General features: G+C 49.4%; 24 protein-coding genes and 2 pseudogenes. 2 read left to right on the top strand and 24 right to left on the bottom strand.

The annotated features are described in order from the left end of the window. Positions 1-149 precede the first annotated feature (149 nt). The 10 genes and pseudogenes from DWX76_RS01475 to DWX76_RS01515 form a co-directional block, all read right to left on the bottom strand. A complete protein-coding gene (locus DWX76_RS01475; protein ID WP_412693960.1) occupies positions 150-608 on the bottom strand; it encodes a M14 family zinc carboxypeptidase in 459 nt (152 codons plus the stop codon). An 86-nt stretch (positions 609-694) separates the two neighbouring features. After that, a pseudogene (gene pepT, locus DWX76_RS01480) lies at positions 695-1,955 on the bottom strand (peptidase T). Continuing rightward, positions 1,952-2,497: a Holliday junction resolvase RecU gene (locus tag DWX76_RS01485; protein ID WP_022358599.1), complete on the bottom strand. Its 546-nt coding sequence runs from the start codon at positions 2,495-2,497 to the stop codon at positions 1,952-1,954. The pseudogene pepT and the gene DWX76_RS01485 overlap by 4 nt, the downstream one beginning before the upstream one ends. Positions 2,498-2,545: 48 nt before the next feature. Next, complete coding sequence (locus tag DWX76_RS01490) at positions 2,546-3,544, bottom strand: RluA family pseudouridine synthase (RefSeq protein WP_118293501.1); 999 nt, start codon at positions 3,542-3,544, stop codon at positions 2,546-2,548. 18 nt (positions 3,545-3,562) lie between these two features. Beyond that, the gene (locus DWX76_RS01495) at positions 3,563-4,132 is read right to left on the bottom strand and encodes an O-linked GlcNAc transferase-like protein (RefSeq protein ID WP_118293502.1); all 570 of its coding nucleotides are present in this window, start codon (positions 4,130-4,132) and stop codon (positions 3,563-3,565) included. Between the two features lie 57 nt (positions 4,133-4,189). Continuing rightward, positions 4,190-4,954, bottom strand: coding sequence for an SDR family NAD(P)-dependent oxidoreductase (locus DWX76_RS01500; protein ID WP_118293503.1), 765 nt, complete (start codon positions 4,952-4,954; stop codon positions 4,190-4,192). A 171-nt stretch (positions 4,955-5,125) separates the two neighbouring features. Next, positions 5,126-7,063, bottom strand: coding sequence for a YgiQ family radical SAM protein (locus tag DWX76_RS01505; RefSeq protein ID WP_118570003.1), 1,938 nt, complete (start codon positions 7,061-7,063; stop codon positions 5,126-5,128). Position 7,064: 1 nt separating this feature from the next. Beyond that, positions 7,065-7,229, bottom strand: a complete 165-nt coding sequence (locus DWX76_RS14725; RefSeq protein WP_412693948.1) for a hypothetical protein — start codon at positions 7,227-7,229, stop codon at positions 7,065-7,067. A gap of 53 nt (positions 7,230-7,282) precedes the next feature. Next, a pseudogene (locus DWX76_RS14730) lies at positions 7,283-8,548 on the bottom strand (pseudouridine synthase); the annotation flags it as partial. Next, positions 8,533-10,059 (bottom strand): RsmB/NOP family class I SAM-dependent RNA methyltransferase, encoded by a 1,527-nt coding sequence (locus DWX76_RS01515; protein WP_118293506.1) that lies wholly within the window; start codon positions 10,057-10,059, stop codon positions 8,533-8,535. The pseudogene DWX76_RS14730 and the gene DWX76_RS01515, both read right to left, overlap by 16 nt. Before the next feature lie 198 nt (positions 10,060-10,257). Here DWX76_RS01515 and DWX76_RS01520 point away from each other — a divergent pair, with 198 nt between their 5' ends. Further along, complete coding sequence (locus DWX76_RS01520) at positions 10,258-11,256, top strand: nucleoside recognition protein (RefSeq protein ID WP_243017081.1); 999 nt, start codon at positions 10,258-10,260, stop codon at positions 11,254-11,256. Here DWX76_RS01520 and DWX76_RS01525 read toward each other — a convergent pair. The 3 genes from DWX76_RS01525 to rsmD are packed head-to-tail and all read right to left on the bottom strand — an operon-like array spanning position 11,222 to position 12,929. Next, positions 11,222-11,839 carry a vacuolar family H+-ATPase subunit H gene (locus DWX76_RS01525; RefSeq protein ID WP_118293507.1) on the bottom strand — a complete coding sequence of 206 codons (618 nt, stop codon included), beginning with the start codon at positions 11,837-11,839 and terminating at the stop codon, positions 11,222-11,224. The genes DWX76_RS01520 and DWX76_RS01525 overlap by 35 nt on opposite strands. 11 nt (positions 11,840-11,850) lie before the next feature. Beyond that, positions 11,851-12,354, bottom strand: coding sequence for a pantetheine-phosphate adenylyltransferase (coaD, locus tag DWX76_RS01530; RefSeq protein WP_022358775.1), 504 nt, complete (start codon positions 12,352-12,354; stop codon positions 11,851-11,853). 20 nt (positions 12,355-12,374) lie between these two features. Then, positions 12,375-12,929, bottom strand: coding sequence for a 16S rRNA (guanine(966)-N(2))-methyltransferase RsmD (rsmD, locus tag DWX76_RS01535; protein ID WP_022358774.1), 555 nt, complete (start codon positions 12,927-12,929; stop codon positions 12,375-12,377). A gap of 313 nt (positions 12,930-13,242) precedes the next feature. Between rsmD and DWX76_RS01540 the strand changes: the two genes are divergently transcribed. Further along, entirely contained in the window at positions 13,243-13,452 is a 210-nt protein-coding gene (locus DWX76_RS01540; RefSeq protein WP_022358773.1) for an alpha/beta-type small acid-soluble spore protein, read from the top strand. 155 nt (positions 13,453-13,607) lie between these two features. On the opposite strand, the gene pgeF is transcribed toward DWX76_RS01540, so the two are convergent. The 11 genes from pgeF to rpsP form a co-directional block, all read right to left on the bottom strand. Then, complete coding sequence (gene pgeF, locus DWX76_RS01545; protein WP_118570004.1) at positions 13,608-14,498, bottom strand: peptidoglycan editing factor PgeF; 891 nt, start codon at positions 14,496-14,498, stop codon at positions 13,608-13,610. Between the two features lie 70 nt (positions 14,499-14,568). After that, entirely contained in the window at positions 14,569-14,955 is a 387-nt protein-coding gene (locus tag DWX76_RS01550) for a YraN family protein (protein ID WP_118293509.1), read from the bottom strand. 15 nt (positions 14,956-14,970) lie between these two features. After that, positions 14,971-15,642: a ribonuclease HII gene (locus tag DWX76_RS01555; RefSeq protein ID WP_118293510.1), complete on the bottom strand. Its 672-nt coding sequence runs from the start codon at positions 15,640-15,642 to the stop codon at positions 14,971-14,973. 6 nt (positions 15,643-15,648) lie between these two features. Further along, entirely contained in the window at positions 15,649-16,524 is an 876-nt protein-coding gene (gene ylqF / locus DWX76_RS01560) for a ribosome biogenesis GTPase YlqF (RefSeq protein ID WP_118293511.1), read from the bottom strand. Between the two features lie 24 nt (positions 16,525-16,548). Further along, positions 16,549-17,094, bottom strand: coding sequence for a signal peptidase I (gene lepB / locus DWX76_RS01565; protein ID WP_118293512.1), 546 nt, complete (start codon positions 17,092-17,094; stop codon positions 16,549-16,551). Between the two features lie 235 nt (positions 17,095-17,329). After that, complete coding sequence (rplS, locus tag DWX76_RS01570; protein ID WP_022360232.1) at positions 17,330-17,677, bottom strand: 50S ribosomal protein L19; 348 nt, start codon at positions 17,675-17,677, stop codon at positions 17,330-17,332. 154 nt (positions 17,678-17,831) lie between these two features. Next, positions 17,832-18,590, bottom strand: coding sequence for a tRNA (guanosine(37)-N1)-methyltransferase TrmD (trmD, locus tag DWX76_RS01575; protein ID WP_022360233.1), 759 nt, complete (start codon positions 18,588-18,590; stop codon positions 17,832-17,834). A 65-nt stretch (positions 18,591-18,655) separates the two neighbouring features. Then, on the bottom strand, positions 18,656-19,030 hold the full coding sequence (gene rimM / locus DWX76_RS01580; RefSeq protein WP_412693949.1) for a ribosome maturation factor RimM: 375 nt from the start codon (positions 19,028-19,030) through the stop codon (positions 18,656-18,658). Next, positions 19,021-19,170, bottom strand: a complete 150-nt coding sequence (locus tag DWX76_RS14735) for a hypothetical protein (RefSeq protein WP_412693950.1) — start codon at positions 19,168-19,170, stop codon at positions 19,021-19,023. The genes rimM and DWX76_RS14735 overlap by 10 nt, the downstream gene beginning before the upstream one ends. Before the next feature lie 141 nt (positions 19,171-19,311). After that, the gene (locus DWX76_RS01585) at positions 19,312-19,539 is read right to left on the bottom strand and encodes a KH domain-containing protein (protein ID WP_022360235.1); all 228 of its coding nucleotides are present in this window, start codon (positions 19,537-19,539) and stop codon (positions 19,312-19,314) included. 32 nt (positions 19,540-19,571) lie between these two features. Then, on the bottom strand, positions 19,572-19,811 hold the full coding sequence (gene rpsP, locus DWX76_RS01590; RefSeq protein WP_106999919.1) for a 30S ribosomal protein S16: 240 nt from the start codon (positions 19,809-19,811) through the stop codon (positions 19,572-19,574). Between the last annotated feature and the right edge of the window lie 39 nt (positions 19,812-19,850).

The following is a 19,850-nucleotide window of genomic DNA, read 5'->3' on the forward strand; positions in this document are numbered from 1 at the left end:
ATTATATATTTGTGCAAAAATATAGCACCACATAGTACAAAAAGAGCAGAGGGATATATTTTTTATATTTTACAACACATAAAACCATATTGCTCTGCCCTCATTATAAAAATTTATAACATGTTTGGATTCAATCTCTTTATATCCAACTACTCTCTCAACCCATACAAAATTTCTCCAATCACATTCTTATTCTGCTCATAGAGCGCAGGAAGCTGACTCATTTCCAGAGGATTTGTACCTCTGCCTACTTCTATTGTCAGGCTGGGAATGTTTTTCTTCTGGATCGTCCAGTCTTTATATCCGGCGGGATCGAGTTTGGTGTAGTCGGCATCTAATGGATATCCTGTAACGGCGGATGCCGACTCCGCAAACGCCTTGCTTTCGTTCAACAAATCGCCGGTCTGTGCGAAATACCAATAGATTACTTCGCCCTGTGTATGATAGCTTACCGTTCGTTTGAAAGGGTACTGCTCAGTCAGTTTTATCAGCGCTTTTGCTTCTTCCGTAGATGCCGGAGACGTCCCCTTATAGTGATCGGAGGAAGGATGTCCCAAATGATCGTTGTAAGAATCCCACATTGCATCAAAATTTCGATTTATTTCCAGCTATTTTATTTAATCTCACCACATACAGAAGGTTTCTTCAACAATTTTCAATGTTTAACAAAAAGATTACCAAATAATTTATTGTTTTATGAAAATAAACTGGCAATTTTCACTAGTATCTCCGCCGTCTTCTGAAGCGAATCCACCGGAATAAATTCATATTTTCCATGATAGTTATACCCGCCGGTGCAGAGGTTCGGGCACGGGAGCCCCATGTAGGAGAGGCGGGCGCCGTCGGTGCCGCCGCGGATCGGAACGACCTCCGGCTCGATGCCGCAGGCTGTCATCGCCTCTTTGGCGGTATCGATCAGGTACATGCACGGCTCAATTTTTTCTTTCATGTTGTAGTAGCTGTCCGTTACTTCGGCGATCACGGTGCCCTTACCGTATTTGCGGTTCAGAAAATCGGCGGCTTCGGCGAAAAATTTCTTTTTCTGTTCAAATTTTTCATGGTCGTGATCGCGGATGATATAATTTAACTGCGCCTCTTCTACATTTCCGCTCATTTCATCCAGATGATAGAATCCCTCGTAACCTTCTGTGTACATCGGATTTTCGAAGACCGGCAGCAGGCTCTGAAATTCCATGCCGATGAGAAGGGCATTTTTCATCTTGAGCTTCGCATCACCCGGATGGATGCTGGCTCCCTGAATCCGGACTTTGCCGGAAGCGGCGTTGAAATTTTCATATTCGATCTCGCCGATCGGACCGCCGTCTACCGTATAAGCAACCGCTGCACCGAAGTCTTTCACATCGAAACGATCCGCGCCGCGTCCGATCTCCTCGTCCGGCGTAAATCCAATGCAGATCTCGCCGTGCGGGATCTCCGGGTGGCTCAGGAAATATTCTGCCATCGTCATGATCTCCGCCACGCCTGCCTTATCGTCGGCGCCCAGAAGCGTGGTTCCGTCGGTTACGATCAGATCCTGACCTTTTAAGTCGGCTAAAAACGGAAATTCTGAAACTTTCATGACAATTTGTTTTTCTGCATTTAATACGATATCTTTGCCGTCATATGCCTGGACGATGCGCGGCTTTACGTTTGTTCCGGTTAAGGACGGCGCGGTGTCCATGTGGGAAATGAAGCCAAGTGCCGGGATGGTGGTTTTCTGTCCAACGCCGGATGCACCGTGAGCAGAGGTACTGCCTGTATTATCCGGAATGCGTGCAAACAAGTATCCGTACTCGCTCATCCGCACATCGGATGCACCCATTTCTTCCAGCTCGCGTTTCAGCTCATTGGCTAACAGAAGCTGTTTTTTTTGTGCTCGGGCAGGTGTCATATGCCTCGTCTGACTGCGTATCATATGATACATATTTCAAAAAACGTTCTACGGCTGTTGTCATGAAAAATCATCCTCTCTTTCTCCTAAATCCCGGCTCAGCGGTTCCAGATAATGGACTAATATATCCCGGTGGCTTTTGATGCGCCACGTTTTATCCATTTCCTCATATGTAAAACTCTTTCGTCCGCCCTGCTGCATCCGCTCCCAGTATGCGTCCAGATGGAAAAATGGCAGGTAGTAAAGTTCATCCCTCTGTGAAAAATATATAATTAAGAAAGCAATCCCGCCCTGCTCTTCAAATTCCCGCATAAATGCGACCTGATGCGGATGGACGTTCTGCAGTGGAAATGTATCTGCCGCGCATTCTTTCGCATCAAAGCAGACCGGGACGCCCTGAATCGCGCCGATGTAATCGACGGTACTCTTCTGATCGAAATACGCCAGCGTGATATGGCGGCTGGTTTTATCGATCGAGACGGGCGTGATCGGCGTCGGGATTTTCTGGATCAATGCCAGCTTTTTCTCACGGTAAAGATCGTTTGTGTGGTTTATCATATCCTCCAGGGTTGAACCACGAAGTCCCCGGCTGTTCCAAGTCCCCATGTTGTTGCTCCTCCACTTATTTTTTTGATTTTTCGCACAATTTAAAATTTACAGGCGATGATTGGCTGGGCGTTTTGGAGCTGATTTCATCATCTCTTCCATCCGTTTCATCTCCGCCGGCATAGGCGCGGTAAATTCTTTGCCCGCCAGATATGAAAGCGGCTCGGAGATCGTTTCCGGCATTACCAGCCGCCACGCATGAAGCATCTGCGAACGAACGCCGAAACGTTTTTTCACTTCCTCATTGACCTGGGGATCACCGTACTTCGGATCCCCGGCGATCGGGTGCCCGATGGATGCCAGGTGGGCGCGGATCTGGTGGGAACGCCCGGTGATCAGGTGAACCTCCAGAAGGGTATATCCGTTTCCAGACGCCAGTGGTCTGTATGCAGTCCGGATCAGCAGACTTCCAGGGGTCTCCTCTTTTCGGATCGACACCTGATTCGTCTTTTCATTTTTCGTCAGCCATCCCTCGATCCGGGCCTCGCCTTTTACGATTCCCCGCACGACACAGACATAATATTTTCCCAGACTCCGGTCCTTGATGACCTCGGACATGATCTGCAGTCCCGGCAGGGAACGTCCAGCTGCCACTATGCCGCTTGTGTTGCGGTCGAGGCGGTTGCAGACGGACGGGCGGAAGCACGCCAGGTCCTCTTTCTTTAATTTGCCAGAATCCAGCAGATAGTCGATCAGGTATTCGACCAGCGATTCATCCGTCTCTTTCGCTTTCTGGGACAGCATTCCAGATGGCTTATTGATCAGTAAAATATGTTCGTCCTCGTAGACGATATCGAGCTTTTTCTTTTGAACCTTCTGAATCTTCACTTCCGAAAACTTCTCGATCGTCTCCTCTGCCAGAAACAGCTTGATCTCATCGCCCTCGGTCAGATGTTCGGAACCGTCGCATTTTTTTCCGTTCAGGGTAATATTTTTCTTTCGCATCATTTTATAAATGAAGCTTTTTCCCGCCAGATTCAGATATTTTGCCAGCAGCTTGTCCAGGCGCTGCCCCGCCTCATTTTTAGATACTGTCAGCATCCGCATGGCTGCCGCCTCCCTTTTTTACATCGATAATCCTTTTATTACGCGCACGCCGTACTCTACAGTTCCATCGTCCTCATACTCTGACGCCGGTTTCAGGCTGTGAATCCGCTTGTCAAAGGTGCTGCGTGAGGTCACGATTTTCAGGTTCGGATCCAGTTTATTGGCCTTTAACAGTTCATTTAAACCTGCCTCCGCGCGCTTTATATTTAGCTTTGGATTGATGCAGTACACATAGATGCCAGTCGGGTGAACGACGGTCACATCGGACGGAATCACATCTTCCGGTGTCGTCAGAACCAGATCATAGAGAACTTCAAATTTTTCCTCATACGGCATATATGCCTCATGAAACGCCTGCTCCGGCGTATGGTATTTGAAAATGGCAATCAGCGGGGATGCGAGATTCGCCGCCGGAAGTACTGTGACGATCGCCATGACCGTCAGAATTTTTTTGACGGAATCATTGTCTGTAAAAGACCGTCCAACCAGCTGTGCGATGATAAATAATGCCAGAAGTGCGATGATAAAAAGCTGTTTCCGCTTGAAATGATTGCGGTAGCCGTAATCGCCTTTTTTTATCTTTTTCACGGTGTAAAAATCCTTTCTATCATGTTTTTATTGAATGATACTAGCTTTTTGTCTGATTTAATGGTTTAACGCCTGCATCGCGCGCAGAATCCACTCATGCGGAACTATCTTGCAGAGCACAAAGAATGCCTTCATCCATACGCCGTAAATCGACACGCTTTTTCCCGCCATACAGTCGCGGATGGCAAGTTTTACAACTTTGTGCGGATCTGCCATCACCAGACGCTTATAAAGAGGAATCTCCCCAGTTGTCTCGGCAATGTCGAAAAATTCGGTTTTGACCGGTCCGGGGCAGACCGCCGTCACGCCGATTCTGCGCGGGCGGAGTTCTTCCCGCAGGGCGCGGCTGTAGCTTAAGACAAATGCCTTGGTTGCCGCATAGATGGCAAATCCCGGCTGCGGCAGAAAGGAGGCTGCTGACGCGAACTGGAGAATCCGGCTGTTTTCGCTCATATAGGGAAGCACCATATGCGTGACCGCGCACAGCGCCTCGCAGTTGAGCTCTACCATTCCCGTTTCATCGTCAAGCGGCAGGTTCCCGACCGTTCCGATTTTACCAAAGCCGGAAGCATTTACTAAAAGCTTTACGTTGGGCTTGCGCGCCGCCAGCTCGTTTTCCAGCGTCTCCCGCTGGGATGCATCCGTCAGATCGATGGCGAAACACCGCGCCGGGATCGGCAGCGTCCGTTCCAGCTCCTGCATCCGGTCCATCCGGCGGGCAATCAGCCAGACTTCCTGAAGTCCCGAAAAGCGATCCGCCAGCTGTCTGGCTGCCTCGCGCCCCATGCCGGAAGAGGCACCTGTAATTATCGCAATTTTCATGAGAAATTCCTCCCGTCTCAAGTATGTACGCTCGGAGTCTTTCCTGCATTCCGAGAGTACATGAGTTTTATTTCTTCTTGTGCACGTTCCGGATGGCTTTTTTCTTTCCGCTTCCGCTGCTCTTTCCACCTACAGCGCCGCCAAATCCCCCCGCATTTCGTCCATTTCCATTTATGCCGGTCTGTTTGTGCCCGGCCATACTGCCCACAGCCGGTCGTTTGGTGTCTTTTGCACGATTGGCAGCAGCCGGTTTTGCCGTCTGGGTGCATGATGCGCCCCTTTATATCCGCCAGCCGCGAAATCGCGGCCTTTGATCTGCCGCGGACGGATCAGGCATTTCTTATCAAAACCGATCAGATCCGTTCTGCCTGCCAGACGGAGTGCTTCCAGCACCAGATCATAGTTTTTCGGATTGCGGTACTGGATCAACGCACGCTGCATCGCTTTCTCATGCGGGTTGGTCGGCACGTACACTTTTTCCATCGTGCGCGGATCATATCCCGTGTAATACATACACGTAGACAGTGTGGATGGCGTCGGATAGAAATCCTGCACCTGCTCCGGCATGTAGCCGAGGTCGCGCAGATATTCTGCCAGTTCGATCGCCTCCTTGAGCGTGGAACCTGGATGGGAGGACATCAGGTACGGAACGAGGTACTGCTTCATTCCCAGCGAGTCATTCATCGCTGCATATTCCTTCATGAACTGGCGATAAACCTTATTCTCCGGTTTTCCCATCCGTTTTAATACATTATCCGATATATGTTCCGGCGCTACCTTGAGCTGTCCGCTGACATGGTACTGACAAAGCTCCCGCAAGAATGCCCGGTTTTTCTCCGCCAGCAGATAATCGAAACGGATACCCGAACGGATGAAAACTTTTTTTACCTTCGGAATCGCCCGCAGCTTCTTTAACAGGGAAATATAGTCGCTGTGATCGGCATTCATGTTTTTGCACGGCTGCGGGAACAGGCACTGTTTGTGCGGACAGGCACCGTAGGTCATCTGTTTTTCGCATGCCGGGTGACGGAAGTTTGCGGTCGGACCGCCGACATCGTGGATGTAGCCCTTGAAATCCGGTTCCTGGGTCAAAAGTTCTGCTTCCTGAATAATCGATTCATGGCTGCGGGTCTGCACGATGCGTCCCTGATGGAAGGTCAGCGCACAGAAGCTGCATCCGCCGAAGCATCCGCGGTTGCTGATCAGGCTGAATTTTACTTCCGTGATCGCTGGAATACCACCCGCTGCATCGTAACACGGATGCCAGGTTCTCATGTATGGAAGTGCGTAGACATCGTCCATCTCTTCCTGGGTCAGTGGTTTCGCCGCCGGATTCTGTACCACATAGAGGCGGTCGCTGTACGGCTCAACGAGGCGTTTTCCCGAAAATGGATCGGTGTTGCTGTACTGGGTGTAAAAGCTCTCCGCATACGTCTTTTTATCGGAGGAAACCTCGCGGTAAGACGGCAGACGGATTTCGTCGTAAACAGAATCCAGGTTTTCCGCCTTATAAACAGTTCCCTCGATGAAGGTGATATCCTTTGCCTCGATGCCGCTGGCCAGTGCATCCGCGATCTCCACGATCGAGCGCTCGCCCATTCCGTAGGAAATCAGATCTGCCTGGGAATCCAGCAGAATGGACCGTTTCATTTTTCCGGACCAGTAATCATAATGTGCCAGACGCCGCAGGCTGGCTTCGATACCGCCGAGAATGATCGGCTTTTTCGACCAGGTGCGGATCAGATTAGAATAGACGATCGTCGCATAATCCGGACGTTTTCCCATCTCGCCGCCCGGTGTGTAGGAATCCTTTGCGCGGCGCTTTTTCGAAACCGAATAATGGTTTACCATAGAGTCCATATTTCCGGCACTAACCAGCCATCCGAGACGCGGTTCGCCCAGAATCTGAATGGATTCCGGATTCTTCCAGTCCGGCTGGGCGATGATGCCTACTTTATAGCCGTGCGCTTCGAGTATACGGCTGATGATCGCGTGGCCGAACGACGGATGATCGACATACGCATCCCCGCACACGTAGACAAAATCGCAGCTCTCCCAGCCGCGCTTGTCCATATCCGCCCTGCAGATCGGTAAAAAATCATGTATCATTTTATCTTGCCCCCTGTATCAGTTCCCGGTAGTCCCGGATATAAAAATCAGCTAATTCTTTCTTTTCTTCGATCATGGAAAGTGAAAATACGTCCTCGACCGCGCCGACGCGCATACCAGCCCGTTTTCCAGCCAGAATCCCCGCCGGGACATCCTCAAATACCAAACATTTTTCCGGCTGTACGCCAGATCCGCCGCCACCTTCAGATAGATATCCGGCGCCGGTTTTCCTGCCGCCACCTCACAGGCAGTTGCCACCACACCGAAATAGGAACGGATTTCCAGAGAATCCAGCACAGCTGCTACCATATCCTGTGCATTGCTCGTCGCAATTCCCATGCGGATTCCTTTTTTCTTTAAAAATGAAAGAAATTCCGCAACACCCGATTTCAGCGGTACCTCATGGCGGTATTTATCGATCGACATTTCAATCCAGATGGCCTTTATCTCATCCAGGGTCATCGGCAGCTGGAAGCGATCTTTAAAATAGATTGCTGTCTCGGAAAAGCTCATGCCCTCGATCACCTTCTCAAGATCTTCCGGACAGTCATAGCCGTAACGCTTTAAAAATTCCACATCGATCGCTTTCCACATCCACATGGAATCGACCAGGGTGCCGTCGAGATCGAAGAGGACGGCGTCTACTGTGTTCCAGTTGATTTCAGGAGGTGTGTTATTTTGGGTGTCTGACAAATTTTCGTCATTCGATACACAATTTTGTGAGGTTAGCGTTCTTTCTTTTAACGCTCTAATTTCATCTTCCGTCAGCGCCCGGTACTCTCCCGTCGCCAGTGCCTCATCCAGGGCAAGCGGTCCCATCGAAAGGCGTTTCAGGTAAATGACTTCGCCGCCCTCTGCCTCAAACATCCGCTTTACCTGATGAAATTTTCCTTCATGGATGGTCAGGCGCGCCTCGCAGAGGTCTTCTCCTGCGTCGTTCCATTTTTTCTCGATCACAAGCTCTGCCGGCCGTACCGGTGTGCCATCCTTCAGCGTCAGTCCTGCCTGAAAGCGCGCTTCGATTCCTTCTTTCAGTGTTCCCTTTACGCGTGCAAAATAGACCTTATCCACGTGTTTTTTCGGTGCCAGAAGCTCATGCGCCAGCGCACCGTCGTTTGTGATGAGAAGCAGTCCTTCCGTATCAATATCGAGGCGTCCGACCGGGAAGAGGTCTTTTCGCTTTGCTTCATCAATAAGGTCAATGACAGTCTGATAGCGCCCGTCTTCCGTTGCGGAAACGACGCCCTGCGGTTTATTTAACATATAATATTCCGTGTCTGCCCAGCCAACCGGCTGTCCATCCAGTGTAACCCGGGTTTCGTCCGGGAATATTTTCCGGTCAGACTCGCGGCAGACGGTTCCATCGACCAGAACCCGCCCTTTGCGGATCATCTCTTTTACCTGACTGCGCGTTCCCTGCTTCATCTCTGCCAGGAAACGGTCTAAACGTATACTTTTACCCTGTCCCATCACTGCCACCTCCATCCGGGATTGTATTTATTTTTAAGCTGACCGCCCCGTTTCTGCGCCCAGCCAAGCGGAAATCCATCCACACAGATTAGTACAAGACCATCTGCTGCCTCTTCCTCTGCGGCTGTCAATGTCTCGCCCTTTAAATAGCGGATCGTGCGCTCATCCGAGGCATTAAAATTTAAGTAATTTACAAATTCCTGCATCCGCAGGTTCATTGCCAGCGCCTGGGATGGTTCAAACCGCCCTTTTTTCAGTTCTCCGAGCAGAAGTCCGGTACGCAGACAGCGGAGCGGCTTAAAATAACGTGTATTGTCGCCTGCCAGCGCTGCCGGGAGGTAATAGATGCGCTCGCCGTCACGGTAGAATTGCTCCGGATTCCAGGTTCTTACCGGAAGCTGGCGCAGAAGCTCAAACAGGGGGGAAAAATCCTCGGCGGTCTGGTTTTGCGCCACGTTTTTTCCCTTTCCAAACATTTTCCCTTTCGCTTTTCCGGAAGCCATCTGTCTGGACTTACCGTCTTCCGCCACACGGCACAACCGCGCTTCTATTTCCTCTACCAAAAGTGGATCGCTCAATGCTTTCTCACCGGCATTTTTCAAATCCTTGACATTTGCGTCTGGTTTCTCCGTCCGCTTCTCCAACAGCGCAACAAAATGTCCTTCGCCCTCCAGACGGTGCGGAAACAATCTCAGACAGCCCTCAATGCCACGGCTTCCCTCAAAGCCATATTCCGGTTTCTGCGGCACGACCGCCATCTGCGGATATTTCTCCAGAATATACTCGATCGTTCCCTCGTCCTCGTCCCTGTCAAAGGTACAGGTCGAATAAACCAGTTTCCCGCCCGGCGCAAGCATCTGCACGGCACAGTCGAGAATCTGGCGCTGCAGCGGCGCATAATAATCGGGACCTTTTTCGTTCCAGCTCTTTACCATCGACGGATCGCGGCGGAACATACCTTCGCCGGAGCACGGCGCATCGACCAGAATCTTATCAAAAAACTCCGGCAGGATGCCAGCCATTTTTTCCGGTGCCTCGCTCGTTACACAGATATTTCCCGCTCCGAACATTTCCAGATTTTTAAGAAGCGCTTTTGCGCGCGAATTGCTGATATCATTGGAAAACAGGACACCTGTACCGGCTAATTTCGCCGCCAGTTCCGTACTTTTACCGCCCGGTGCCGCGCACAAATCCAGAACCCGGTCACCCGGCTTGATCGGCAGCCATGCCGCCGGTGCCATCGCACTCGGTTCCTGCAAATAGTAGAGTCCCGCGTAATACCACGGATGCCTGGATGGGCGTTCGCCCTGATAATAAAAACCGTTCTTTGTCCACGGCACTGGTTTCAAATTCCAGTCCGCCGTCTGTGCCATCTCTAAAAACTGTTCCGGTGTCAGCCTGCCCGTGTTGACGCGCAGCCCTGAACGCGGCTCTTCCTCATACGAAGCCAGATACTCCGGGTATTCCTCTCCCAGAAATTGTTTCATTTTTTCAAGAAATTCTTCCGGCAGTTCTCGGTAATCCAATCGTTTTCCTCCTGTTTTTGTCTATTGCTCTGTATATCCATTTATAATCGTGATTCTAAAGACTTTTTCTTCGCGCTCATTCGTTCTTTCTTTGTTCGGTATGCCGGTTTTCAGGCTTCCAAAAGGAATGAGCCATTTTCTGTCTACATATATATAATCTATCTTTATATTACTTTTTAATGATAGAAAGGCGCTCCCATGCCATATATAAAAAAAATATTATCCGCCCTGTTCCCAGCACTTATCCTGGCGCTTCTGCTCTCGCATCCGCGTCTCTCTGCGGATGGGGCACAGAAAGGACTTCTTTTATGGTTCAATACGGTCTTTCCGACGTTATTTCCCTTTATGCTCTTCTCAAAGCTTTTAGCTGAACACGGCGGCGTCCGGCTGCTTCTAGCGCCATTTCACCCAGTTTTGAAACATCTTGGTATGTCTGTCTACAGCGGCTATGCCCTGCTTGCCGGGATGCTCTGCGGTTACCCGATGGGAATGAAAACTGCCGCCGATTTTAACCGGAAATCGCTGCTTTCGGCACATGAAAAACGGCTTCTGACCGCCATCAGCGCTTCGCCAAGCCCCATGTTTATCGCCGGATATGCTGCACCTAGGCTGAACCCGGCAGTTCCGTCAAACTATCTGGTTCTGGCACTATATACGCCGCTTTTATTGGTTGGAAGTCTCCTATGCATTTATAATAAAGTAACTTCTTTTAGCTTTCAAAACCGATTTTTTTCGAAAGAAGCCGGCTCTGTCAAGCCTGCCCGCACAAAATCCACATCCGTCTCCGTTCCCGCTTCCTTCGACACCATCCTGATGGACTGCATCGAACTGCAGGTCCGCATCGGCGGTTTGATCATGCTGTATTCGATCCTCGCTGCCTTTGCCGACGCCTTCTGTTCCGGCACGCTGCGTCTGGTTCTGATCGGGACGGCTGAAATGACAACCGGCATCGATGCGATCGCCCGTTCTGGTGCCATATTCAGTATCCCGGTTCAATCCGGCGCGATGGCGGCATGTGCCGCGTTCGGCGGGTTATCCGGGATCGCCCAGACAAATTCAGTCATACGGGACAGCCGAAAAGACAGAGAAAAAAATGCCGGACTTTCCATCCGGCATTATGTACTGTGGAAACTGGTTCACGCCAGTCTCTCGTTCGTTCTCTTTATTCTGCTGCTTCGCCGGATGCCGCCTGTGTAGCGACCGCTGCTGCCTCGGCGCCTGTGTTCTCCTCCGGCTCGGTCACGACACTGCCAGCCAGCTCATTGCGGTTGGAAGATACAACATCGTAGCTGGACTGCATCGAACTCATGTAAGACTCGAAACGGCTCTGCGCGCCCTCCATCGAATGCTTGATGATGGTCTGCAGGCTGCGGAGCATGTCGTCTGTGTACTGAACGGAACCCTGGCGGATATTGTTTGCCTCTGTGACAGCGTTGTCCACGATCTGCTGTGCCTGTGCATTTGCCTGCTCAATAATGCTGTTTGCTTCTGCATATGCACGCTGCATGATCTCATGCTCATTAACCAGCTCATTGGTCTGGGCGGTCGCCTCGGCTACCATCGCGTCTGCCTGGGAACGTGCCTCCTGCAGAATCGCATCCTGGTTGCTGATGATCTTCTGATATTTCTTGATCTCCTCCGGAATGCGAAGACGCAGTTCCACGAGCAGTTCTTCAATCTCTTCTTTATTTACTAAAATCTTCGTGTTGGACAGCGGCTGAAACTTGCAGCTGTCGATATAATCTTCAATTTCTGTGATGATCTGTTCAATTCTGCTCATAGCTTTTCTCCTTACTTACATTCCCTGTCTTCCTGAAGCGCCTGGTATTTCTCCTGTACTTGTTTTGCAATGACCGGATCAAGAAATTCGGAAATGTCTCCGCCGTACATCGCAACCTCTTTTGCCATACTGGAACTTAAATACGCGTATTTAAGGTTCGTTGTCAGAAACAGGGTATCTATTTCGGGTGCAATCACCCGGTTCATCTGCGCGAGCTGCAGCTCATATTCGAAATCCGTGATCGCACGCAGACCACGCACGATGACCTTTGCGTGATTCTGGCGCATGAAATCGACCAGAAGTCCGTCAAACGACTGCACCTCCACGTTAGGAATGTCTTTTGTCACTTCCTCTAACATCTTAACACGTTCTTCGACAGAAAACAACGGAGATTTTGCGTTATTACACAAAACTCCCACGATGACCTGATCAAAAATTTCGGAGGATCGCTTTATAATATCAAAATGTCCGAGCGTCACCGGATCAAAGCTGCCCGGATAAATGGCTGTTTTCATCTTTTTTTCTCCTTTGGTATTCAAGCTTTTCGGATAAACAGATGTTTATTCGTCTTATATATCTTCTCTTTTTCGAGATGGTATCCCAGTTCTGAAAGGTAGCTGCACCCGGTCTCTTTTGATGCCTCTGTGATGATCATCGTATGTTCATCTGCCAGGGACGAATGCGCCAGATAAGTAAGCACTTCTTTCTCCCAGAGATGGTTGTACGGAGGATCCATAAAAATGAAATCAAACGCACTCTTCCGGTTTTCTATCCGTTTCAATGCATCCGAAATATCACAGTTTAACAGCGTCGCCTTATCAGCTAGGCGGGCCGCTTTCAGATTGTCACGGATGCAGTCCGCCGCTTTCGGATTCTTCTCCACAAAAACAGCTTCTTTTGCCCCGCGGCTTAAAGCTTCGATCCCGATCGCCCCGCTTCCGCTGAATAAATCGAGAAATGTGCATCCATAGATATCATTCTGAATCATATTAAAAAGAGTTTCTTTGATACGGTCCGTCGTCGGTCTCGTATCCATTCCCTCGATCGTCTTTAAAGTAAGCCTTCTGGCACTTCCTGCTATTACCCGCATGGATTTTTCTCCATCTTACTAGAAATATTAATGTATTTTGAACTGCAACCGTAAAATTCACCAAACAGTTTGCGTATTTTTTAACACTACATCTGTTCTATTATAGTATGAGTTTTACTGATATACAAGCATAAAATCGGATCAATACTAACTTTTTTCCCTACATTGTGGGAGTTTTGCCCCAAAATGTCAATTCGCACAAAACCTTCTAGTGTATTTCACTTTTAAGATCCGCATACTGAGAATGTAACAAAAAGAGACACCCGGACAAACGAAAGTTTGAAGGGGCACACGCAAAAAGGAGGCGTCTGTTATGTCTAGTTCCAACAACACGAACAAAACCAATGTACCGGAAGCCAAGGAAGCGATGAACCGCTTTAAGATGGAGGTTGCCAATGAGATTGGCGTTCCGTTAAGCGAGGGCTACAATGGTAACCTGACCTCCGCACAGGCTGGTTCCGTCGGCGGCTATATGGTCAAAAAGATGATTGAGGAACAGGAAAAAAAGATGGCTGGTAAATAAGGCATCGTAGGGCTCTTCTGAATCTTCGCTGAAACGGCGAAAAAAACGGCAGCAGCATGATTGACAAAACCGGACTTGAACGACCGATTTTCAATCATGCTGCTGTTCTTTTCTGCAAAACATTCATTCACTTGTTTGACAGACAGATTGTATACTTACTTTAGCGATAAAAATGCCGCCAGATTCCCCCTCTTATCTCCCATCACGCGGTGTGAATATAAAAGATCCGGATTGCATTTCGTACATACATTCGTCACAGCCAGATGCTCCGGCAAAATTCCGGCATCCAGGAGCACCAGGCGGTTCGCGCCCCAGAGGTCAAGCTGGTACTTGCCATTCCCCTTATTCATGAGAATCGATTTCCCATTCCAGGAATAACAGGATGTTGAATCATCCTGACTGATTTCTGCTCCAAATTCTTCTTTAAATGCATCTGCCACATCCTCACTGACCTCATAACAGTCCCGGCAGATGCTCGGTCCGATGCAGACGCGCAGATCCTCCGGCTTCGTGCCGAACGCCTCTCCCATCGCCTCGATCGTTTTCTGTCCCATCCGGTGAACGGTTCCCTTCCAGCCGGAATGCGACAGTCCGATCGCACGATGCACCGGATCTACAAAATATAATGGTACACAGTCCGCAAAAAATGTGACCAGCGTCAGCCCCGGCACATTTGTGATAAGTCCGTCGATGTTTTCATAATCGCGCTCCCGCCAGATTCCTTTTCCAGCGTCCGCTTCCGTAACAAGACGGATATTCGTCGTGTGCGTCTGATGGCTGATCACCATCTTTGACACATCCGTTCCCAGAATCCGCGCCATTTTCCGGTAATTTTCAAGCACATCGTCCCGGTTGTCGCCGCGCGTCAGCGAAAAGTTCATCGTACTGAAATACCCCTTGCTCGCTCCGCCAAGCCGGGTAGAAAATGCGTGGCGCACCATCCTGGTCTGCTCTAAGAGCGGAAAGGTAAAATAAGCCACTCCGTTTGACTCATGAAGGGTAATTGGTGTCGGATGAACTGTTTTTTGTATATAGGTAAGCGCCATGATTGTCACATCCTTTTTCTGTCTCTTGCTCAAATCTCGTTGTGCAGTTTTTGAATTCTCTCATTTGTAATTATCCGCACCAGAACGCGTCCCGAATTAATCTCACGTTACTGCCAAGCACCGCCACCACATCAAACCGGCACGGCGTGTCCTCGGAAATATGATAACGCGTCATATAATACCGGGCGGTACGAAGAATCCTCGCCTGCTTGCGGGCATCCACTGCCTCCGCCGGATCGCCTTCGTGTTCATCGCGGCGGTATTTGACCTCGATAAAAACCAGATAGTCTCTATCTCTTGCGATAATATCAATCTCACCCTGGCGACAGCGGAAATTCCGGCAGAGAATCTGATAACCGTGCCGGGTGAGATATTCACACGCCAGGATTTCATATTCAGTTCCGATGGCACGGCGGTTGAATGAATTTCCATGAAGATGAAAGTTTCTTTCTCCCATTCAGCTCCCTTTCTGTTATTTCATCCCCTGCATCGCGGCTTCCTCGCCCAGCAGCTTCTTCAAAAAGGTTCTCCGGTGGATCGGGCATGGACCATAGGTTAAAATTGCCTCGTTATGCATCTTAGTTCCGTATCCTTTATGCTTCGCAAACCCGTATTCCGGATAGATTTTATCGTACTCCATCATCATATGATCCCTCGTCACTTTTGCCAGGATACTGGCTGCCGCGATCGAGACACTTTTTGCATCGCCCTTGATAATCTTAATCTGCTTTTCCTCCGAAATCCCCGGAATGATGACCGCGTCATTTAAAAAGATATCCGGCTCCTGCGGAAGCTGTGCGACTGCCTGACGCATTGCTTCATAGGTCGCCTGCAAAATATTGATGGAATCGATCACCTCCGGGCTTACAATTCCAATTCCGTAGGCATCTGCCTTTTCTTTGATTTCCAGAAATAATTCTTCCCGGCATTTTTCCGACAATTTTTTGGAATCGTTCAGCCGCAGAATCGTACAGTCTTTCGGAAGTACCGCGACCGCCGCCACCACCGGACCGGCTAATGGACCTCTGCCCGCCTCATCAATGCCGCAGACGATCCCTGCACTTTCGTACTGATGTTCATAGGCGCGCATTCCTTCGAGACGCGCCAGTTCTGCTTCCAGTTTTTCTCCTGTTAGTTTTCTCATGTTTTCCTATACCTCCGGCACTTCCAGCGTCACGCGCCCCAGTTTGCCGCTGCGGAAGTCATCTAATAGGAAGCCAGCCGCTTTTTTCGTATCCAGCTCGCTGCCCTTTAAAAGACAGGAACGTGCCCTTGCGATTTCACGCAGAATTTCCCAGGCTTTTTTTGTATCTTCGCCGTCCCCAGCCGTATTCTCAACCAGCGTCACACCATACCGCTCTTCCAGGCGCTTTCCGTAACGTCCGGACATATTTTTGATCAGCTCGGCTGCCAGCTCTTCCTTATCCAGAATCTCATCGTTGATCGAGCCGATAAATGCAAGGCACAGTCCCACATTCGGATCTTCAAATTTCGGCCAGAGGATTCCCGGCGTATCGAGAAGTTCCAGTGTCTTATTTAAGCGGATCCACTGGTTTCCCTTGGTAACACCCGGTTTATTTCCAGTCTTGGCGCAGGCTTTTCCGGAAAAGGAATTGATAAAGGTCGATTTTCCGACATTCGGAATGCCGACTACCATCGTCCGCACCGGGCGGTTTTTGATACCGCGGCGGCGGTCACGCTCAATTTTCTCCTTGCATGCCTCCTGCACCAGCGGCTGGATCTGCTTCATTCCCATGCCGCTGCGCGCATTGATGCGGAGTGCATGGATGCCCTGCTCCTTAAACCATGCGATCCAGCGCTCTGTACAGCCGTCGTCCGCCAGATCTGCCTTATTTAAAAGGACAATTCGTCCCTTTCCCTTCGCAAGCTCATCAATATCCGGGTTGCGGCTGCCGAGCGGCACGCGCGCATCCACCAGCTCAATCACCAGATCGATCAGCTTGATATCTTCCTTCATGGCTCTTTTCGCCTTTGTCATATGTCCAGGGTACCATTGTATCTGCATGAAATTTTCTTCCTTTCTTAGAACCTATCTCGACGAAATCAACCCAAACCGGCTAACCGGCTGGATCCGCAGCCAGACCTTTCCTTTGATCTGCCGGAACTTCACATTTCCCACATTGGAAAAGCGGCTGTCCTCACTGCCGGAGCGGTTGTCACCCAGCAGAAAATATTCGTTTTTATCCAGACTAATCGGATATTCCGCCAGTCCAGCCAGAGCCGCCTTACCCAAGTCGTTCGGGGCGTCTAATTTTTCATTATTAATGTAAACATAACCGTCCTTGATCTGCACCGTCTCACCTGGCAGTCCAATGACGCGTTTTATATTGTAATTTCCCGTTTCTTTTTCAAATACGATAATGTCATAGCGCTTTGGGCGCATCACGCGGTAACTCAGGCGGTTCATCAGAACCTTTTCGTTCTGCGACAACACCGGTTCCATTGATTGACCGCTCACCCGTATCTGCGTCCCCATCGCAAACACGGCGAACCACGCGATCGAAATTACCACCGCGATATCCACGATCCATCCAACCACCAGACGGATGCGGTTTTTATCCTCTTTCAGCTCCATATGTCACTCCCTCTCTATCCGTTCCCCATGAATCATCGCTCATGTCGCAAGCGACCGCGCTCGGCGCGAGAATGTGCCAGGACACATTCTTTTTTATAATAGGGAATCACAAGGAATTTCCTATTACACGAAAAAAAGCTGCTGCACAGCTCCTCCCGCCGCGCCGGACACACATAACCGCATATCCGGATACACAGCGGGCTGACCTGTACAGCAGCCCCATCCGCTTCAGAAATTATTTTACTAACTCTTTTACCTTCGCTGCCTTGCCGATTCTGGATCTCAGGTAGTTCAGTTTTGCTCTTCTTACTTTACCTCTTCTTACTACTTCAACGTTCTCTACAGACGGAGAATGTAACGGCCAGGTCTTCTCTACACCAACACCGTTGGAGCTCTTTCTAACAGTGAAAGTCTCGCGAACGCCGCCGTTCTGTCTTTTAATAACAGTTCCCTCGAAAACCTGAATTCTCTCGCGGTTTCCCTCTTTGATCTTAGCAGATACACGTACTGTATCGCCTACGTTGAAACTCGGAACGGTTTCCTTTAACTGAGCTGCTTCAATGTTCTTAATAATCTCGTTCATCTTTGTGAACCTCCTTTAAAATCTTTGATGTTCTTAATACGATCTTTTATCCCGTAAAAACGTGCTTCCTGTAACAGCGGAACATCTCTTTATTTCACAGAATATGATTTTATCATAGAAATCCTTGATTTGCAAGGACTTTCTGCTCTCTTTTTTAGAGTTTTTTTGTTTCTTTTTCCTCTTTCTGACGAATCAGCTCTTCCAGATATTTCTTCTCTTTTTTATCCAGAACCGCATCCTTTAAAAGATCCGGGCGGCGTTCCAGCGTCCGTTCGATCGATTTCTGACGGCGCCAGGTCTCGATATTTTTGTGATGCCCGGTCAGAAGTACGTCCGGGACCGCCTTATCCATAAATACAACCGGGCGGGTGTACTGTGGATATTCCAGCAGATTGTCGTGAAATGACTCAAATTCCGCGGATACGTCATTATTTAACACACCAGGCACCAGACGGGAAATGCAGTCGATCATAACCATCGCCGGAAGCTCACCGCCCGTCAGGACATAATCGCCGATCGAGAGATAGTCGGTCACAACCAGCTCTAATGCGCGCTCATCGATCCCCTCATAATGCCCGCAGAGGAACACCAGATCCTCTTCTTTCGCCAGTTCTTCCGCGATTTTCTGGTTGAAAACCTGCCCCTGCGGAGTCAGATAGATCACGCGCGGACGTTTTCCGGTGCGCGCCGCCAGATCTTCATATGCATCGTAAATCGGTTCCGGCTGCATCACCATACCGGCGCCGCCGCCATAGGGCGCATCGTCTACATGATGGTGTTTGTCCTTCGAGTAATCGCGGATATTGACCGCCTCAACCGAGATCAGCCCTTTGTCAATCGCACGCCCCGTAATACTTGTGTTCAGTCCCCCCATTACCATCTCCGGGAACAGGGTCAGAATATGAAAATTCATCCGTTTCTCCTATATCTATACAGCACTTTCACAACGGTACTTTCATTTTAGGGTTTTCATTCCATTTACAGATCCAGCAGACCGTCCATGATATGAACCGTTACGGTGCCAGCCTCCAGATCGACATTCAGGATGCATTCCTTGATGGACGGGAATAGGTATTCTTTGCCCTCAGGTCCTTCGATCACATACACGTCGTTAGCCGCTGTCTGAAGGATATCTTTCACCGTACCGAACTCCTCGCCTTCGTCCGTCAGCACTTTCAGACCAATCAGATCGGCAATGAAATTCTCATCTGGATTCAGTTTCACCGCCTGATCGCGGGTAATCAGAATATCCTTATTACGGAACGGCTCGCAATCCTCAATCCGATTCATCTCTTTAAATTTAAGAATGACCATATTTTTGAAAAAACGCACCTGTTCCACGGTCACCGGCATTTTTTCTTTTCCAGTGTCGATATATGCTTTTTTTTAATTTTTTTAAAACGATTCACATCATCGGTGGTAGGAAATACTTTCACATCTCCGCGCAGGCCATGCGGGGACGTAATCACACCAACTCTCAGATAATCAACCATTCTATAATCCTCCTGTATGAAATAGAACGTGCCTTGCATTCCCGCGCCGGGGTGCGGTTGCGTTGGCATCCTCTTGAATTTCCTGTGATATAAAAAAGCCGGACACCCTTTCAGGCAGCCGGCTTTTCAGCTTCGTCTGTATTACTGAATCTCTACAATAACTTTCTTGTCTTCCTTGGATGAAGCCGCCTTGACAACCGAGCGAATCGCTTTCGCGATACGACCCTGTTTTCCAATTACCTTACCCATATCGGCCGGTGCAACGGAAAGCTCGATTACAGTCTCGTCGTCTTTGACCGATTCTGTAACCACTACCTCGTCCGGGTTCTCAACCAGTGCTTTCGCGATAACTTCTACTAATTCTTTCATACCTTTGCACCTCACAGGTCAGTATGCTTGATTTACTGGATACCAGCGATCTTTAAGAGTTTACCAACAGTCTCTGTCGGCTGAGCGCCTGTTGCTAACCATTTCTTAGCAGCTTCCTCATCGAATTTCAGAGTGCTCGGCTCTGTGTTCGGATCGTAGATACCGATCTCCTCGATGAATCTGCCATCTCTCGGGGATCTGGAATCTGCAACAACGATTCTATAGAAAGGAGCTTTCTTCTGACCCATTCTTCTTAATCTCATCTTTACCATTTTAAATTACCTCCTGAAATTTTCCTTATTTCCTTGAAT

The sequence above is a fragment of the Clostridium sp. AF21-20LB genome, assembly GCF_003478795.1.
Lineage (GTDB): Bacteria > Bacillota > Clostridia > Lachnospirales > Lachnospiraceae > Otoolea > Otoolea fessa.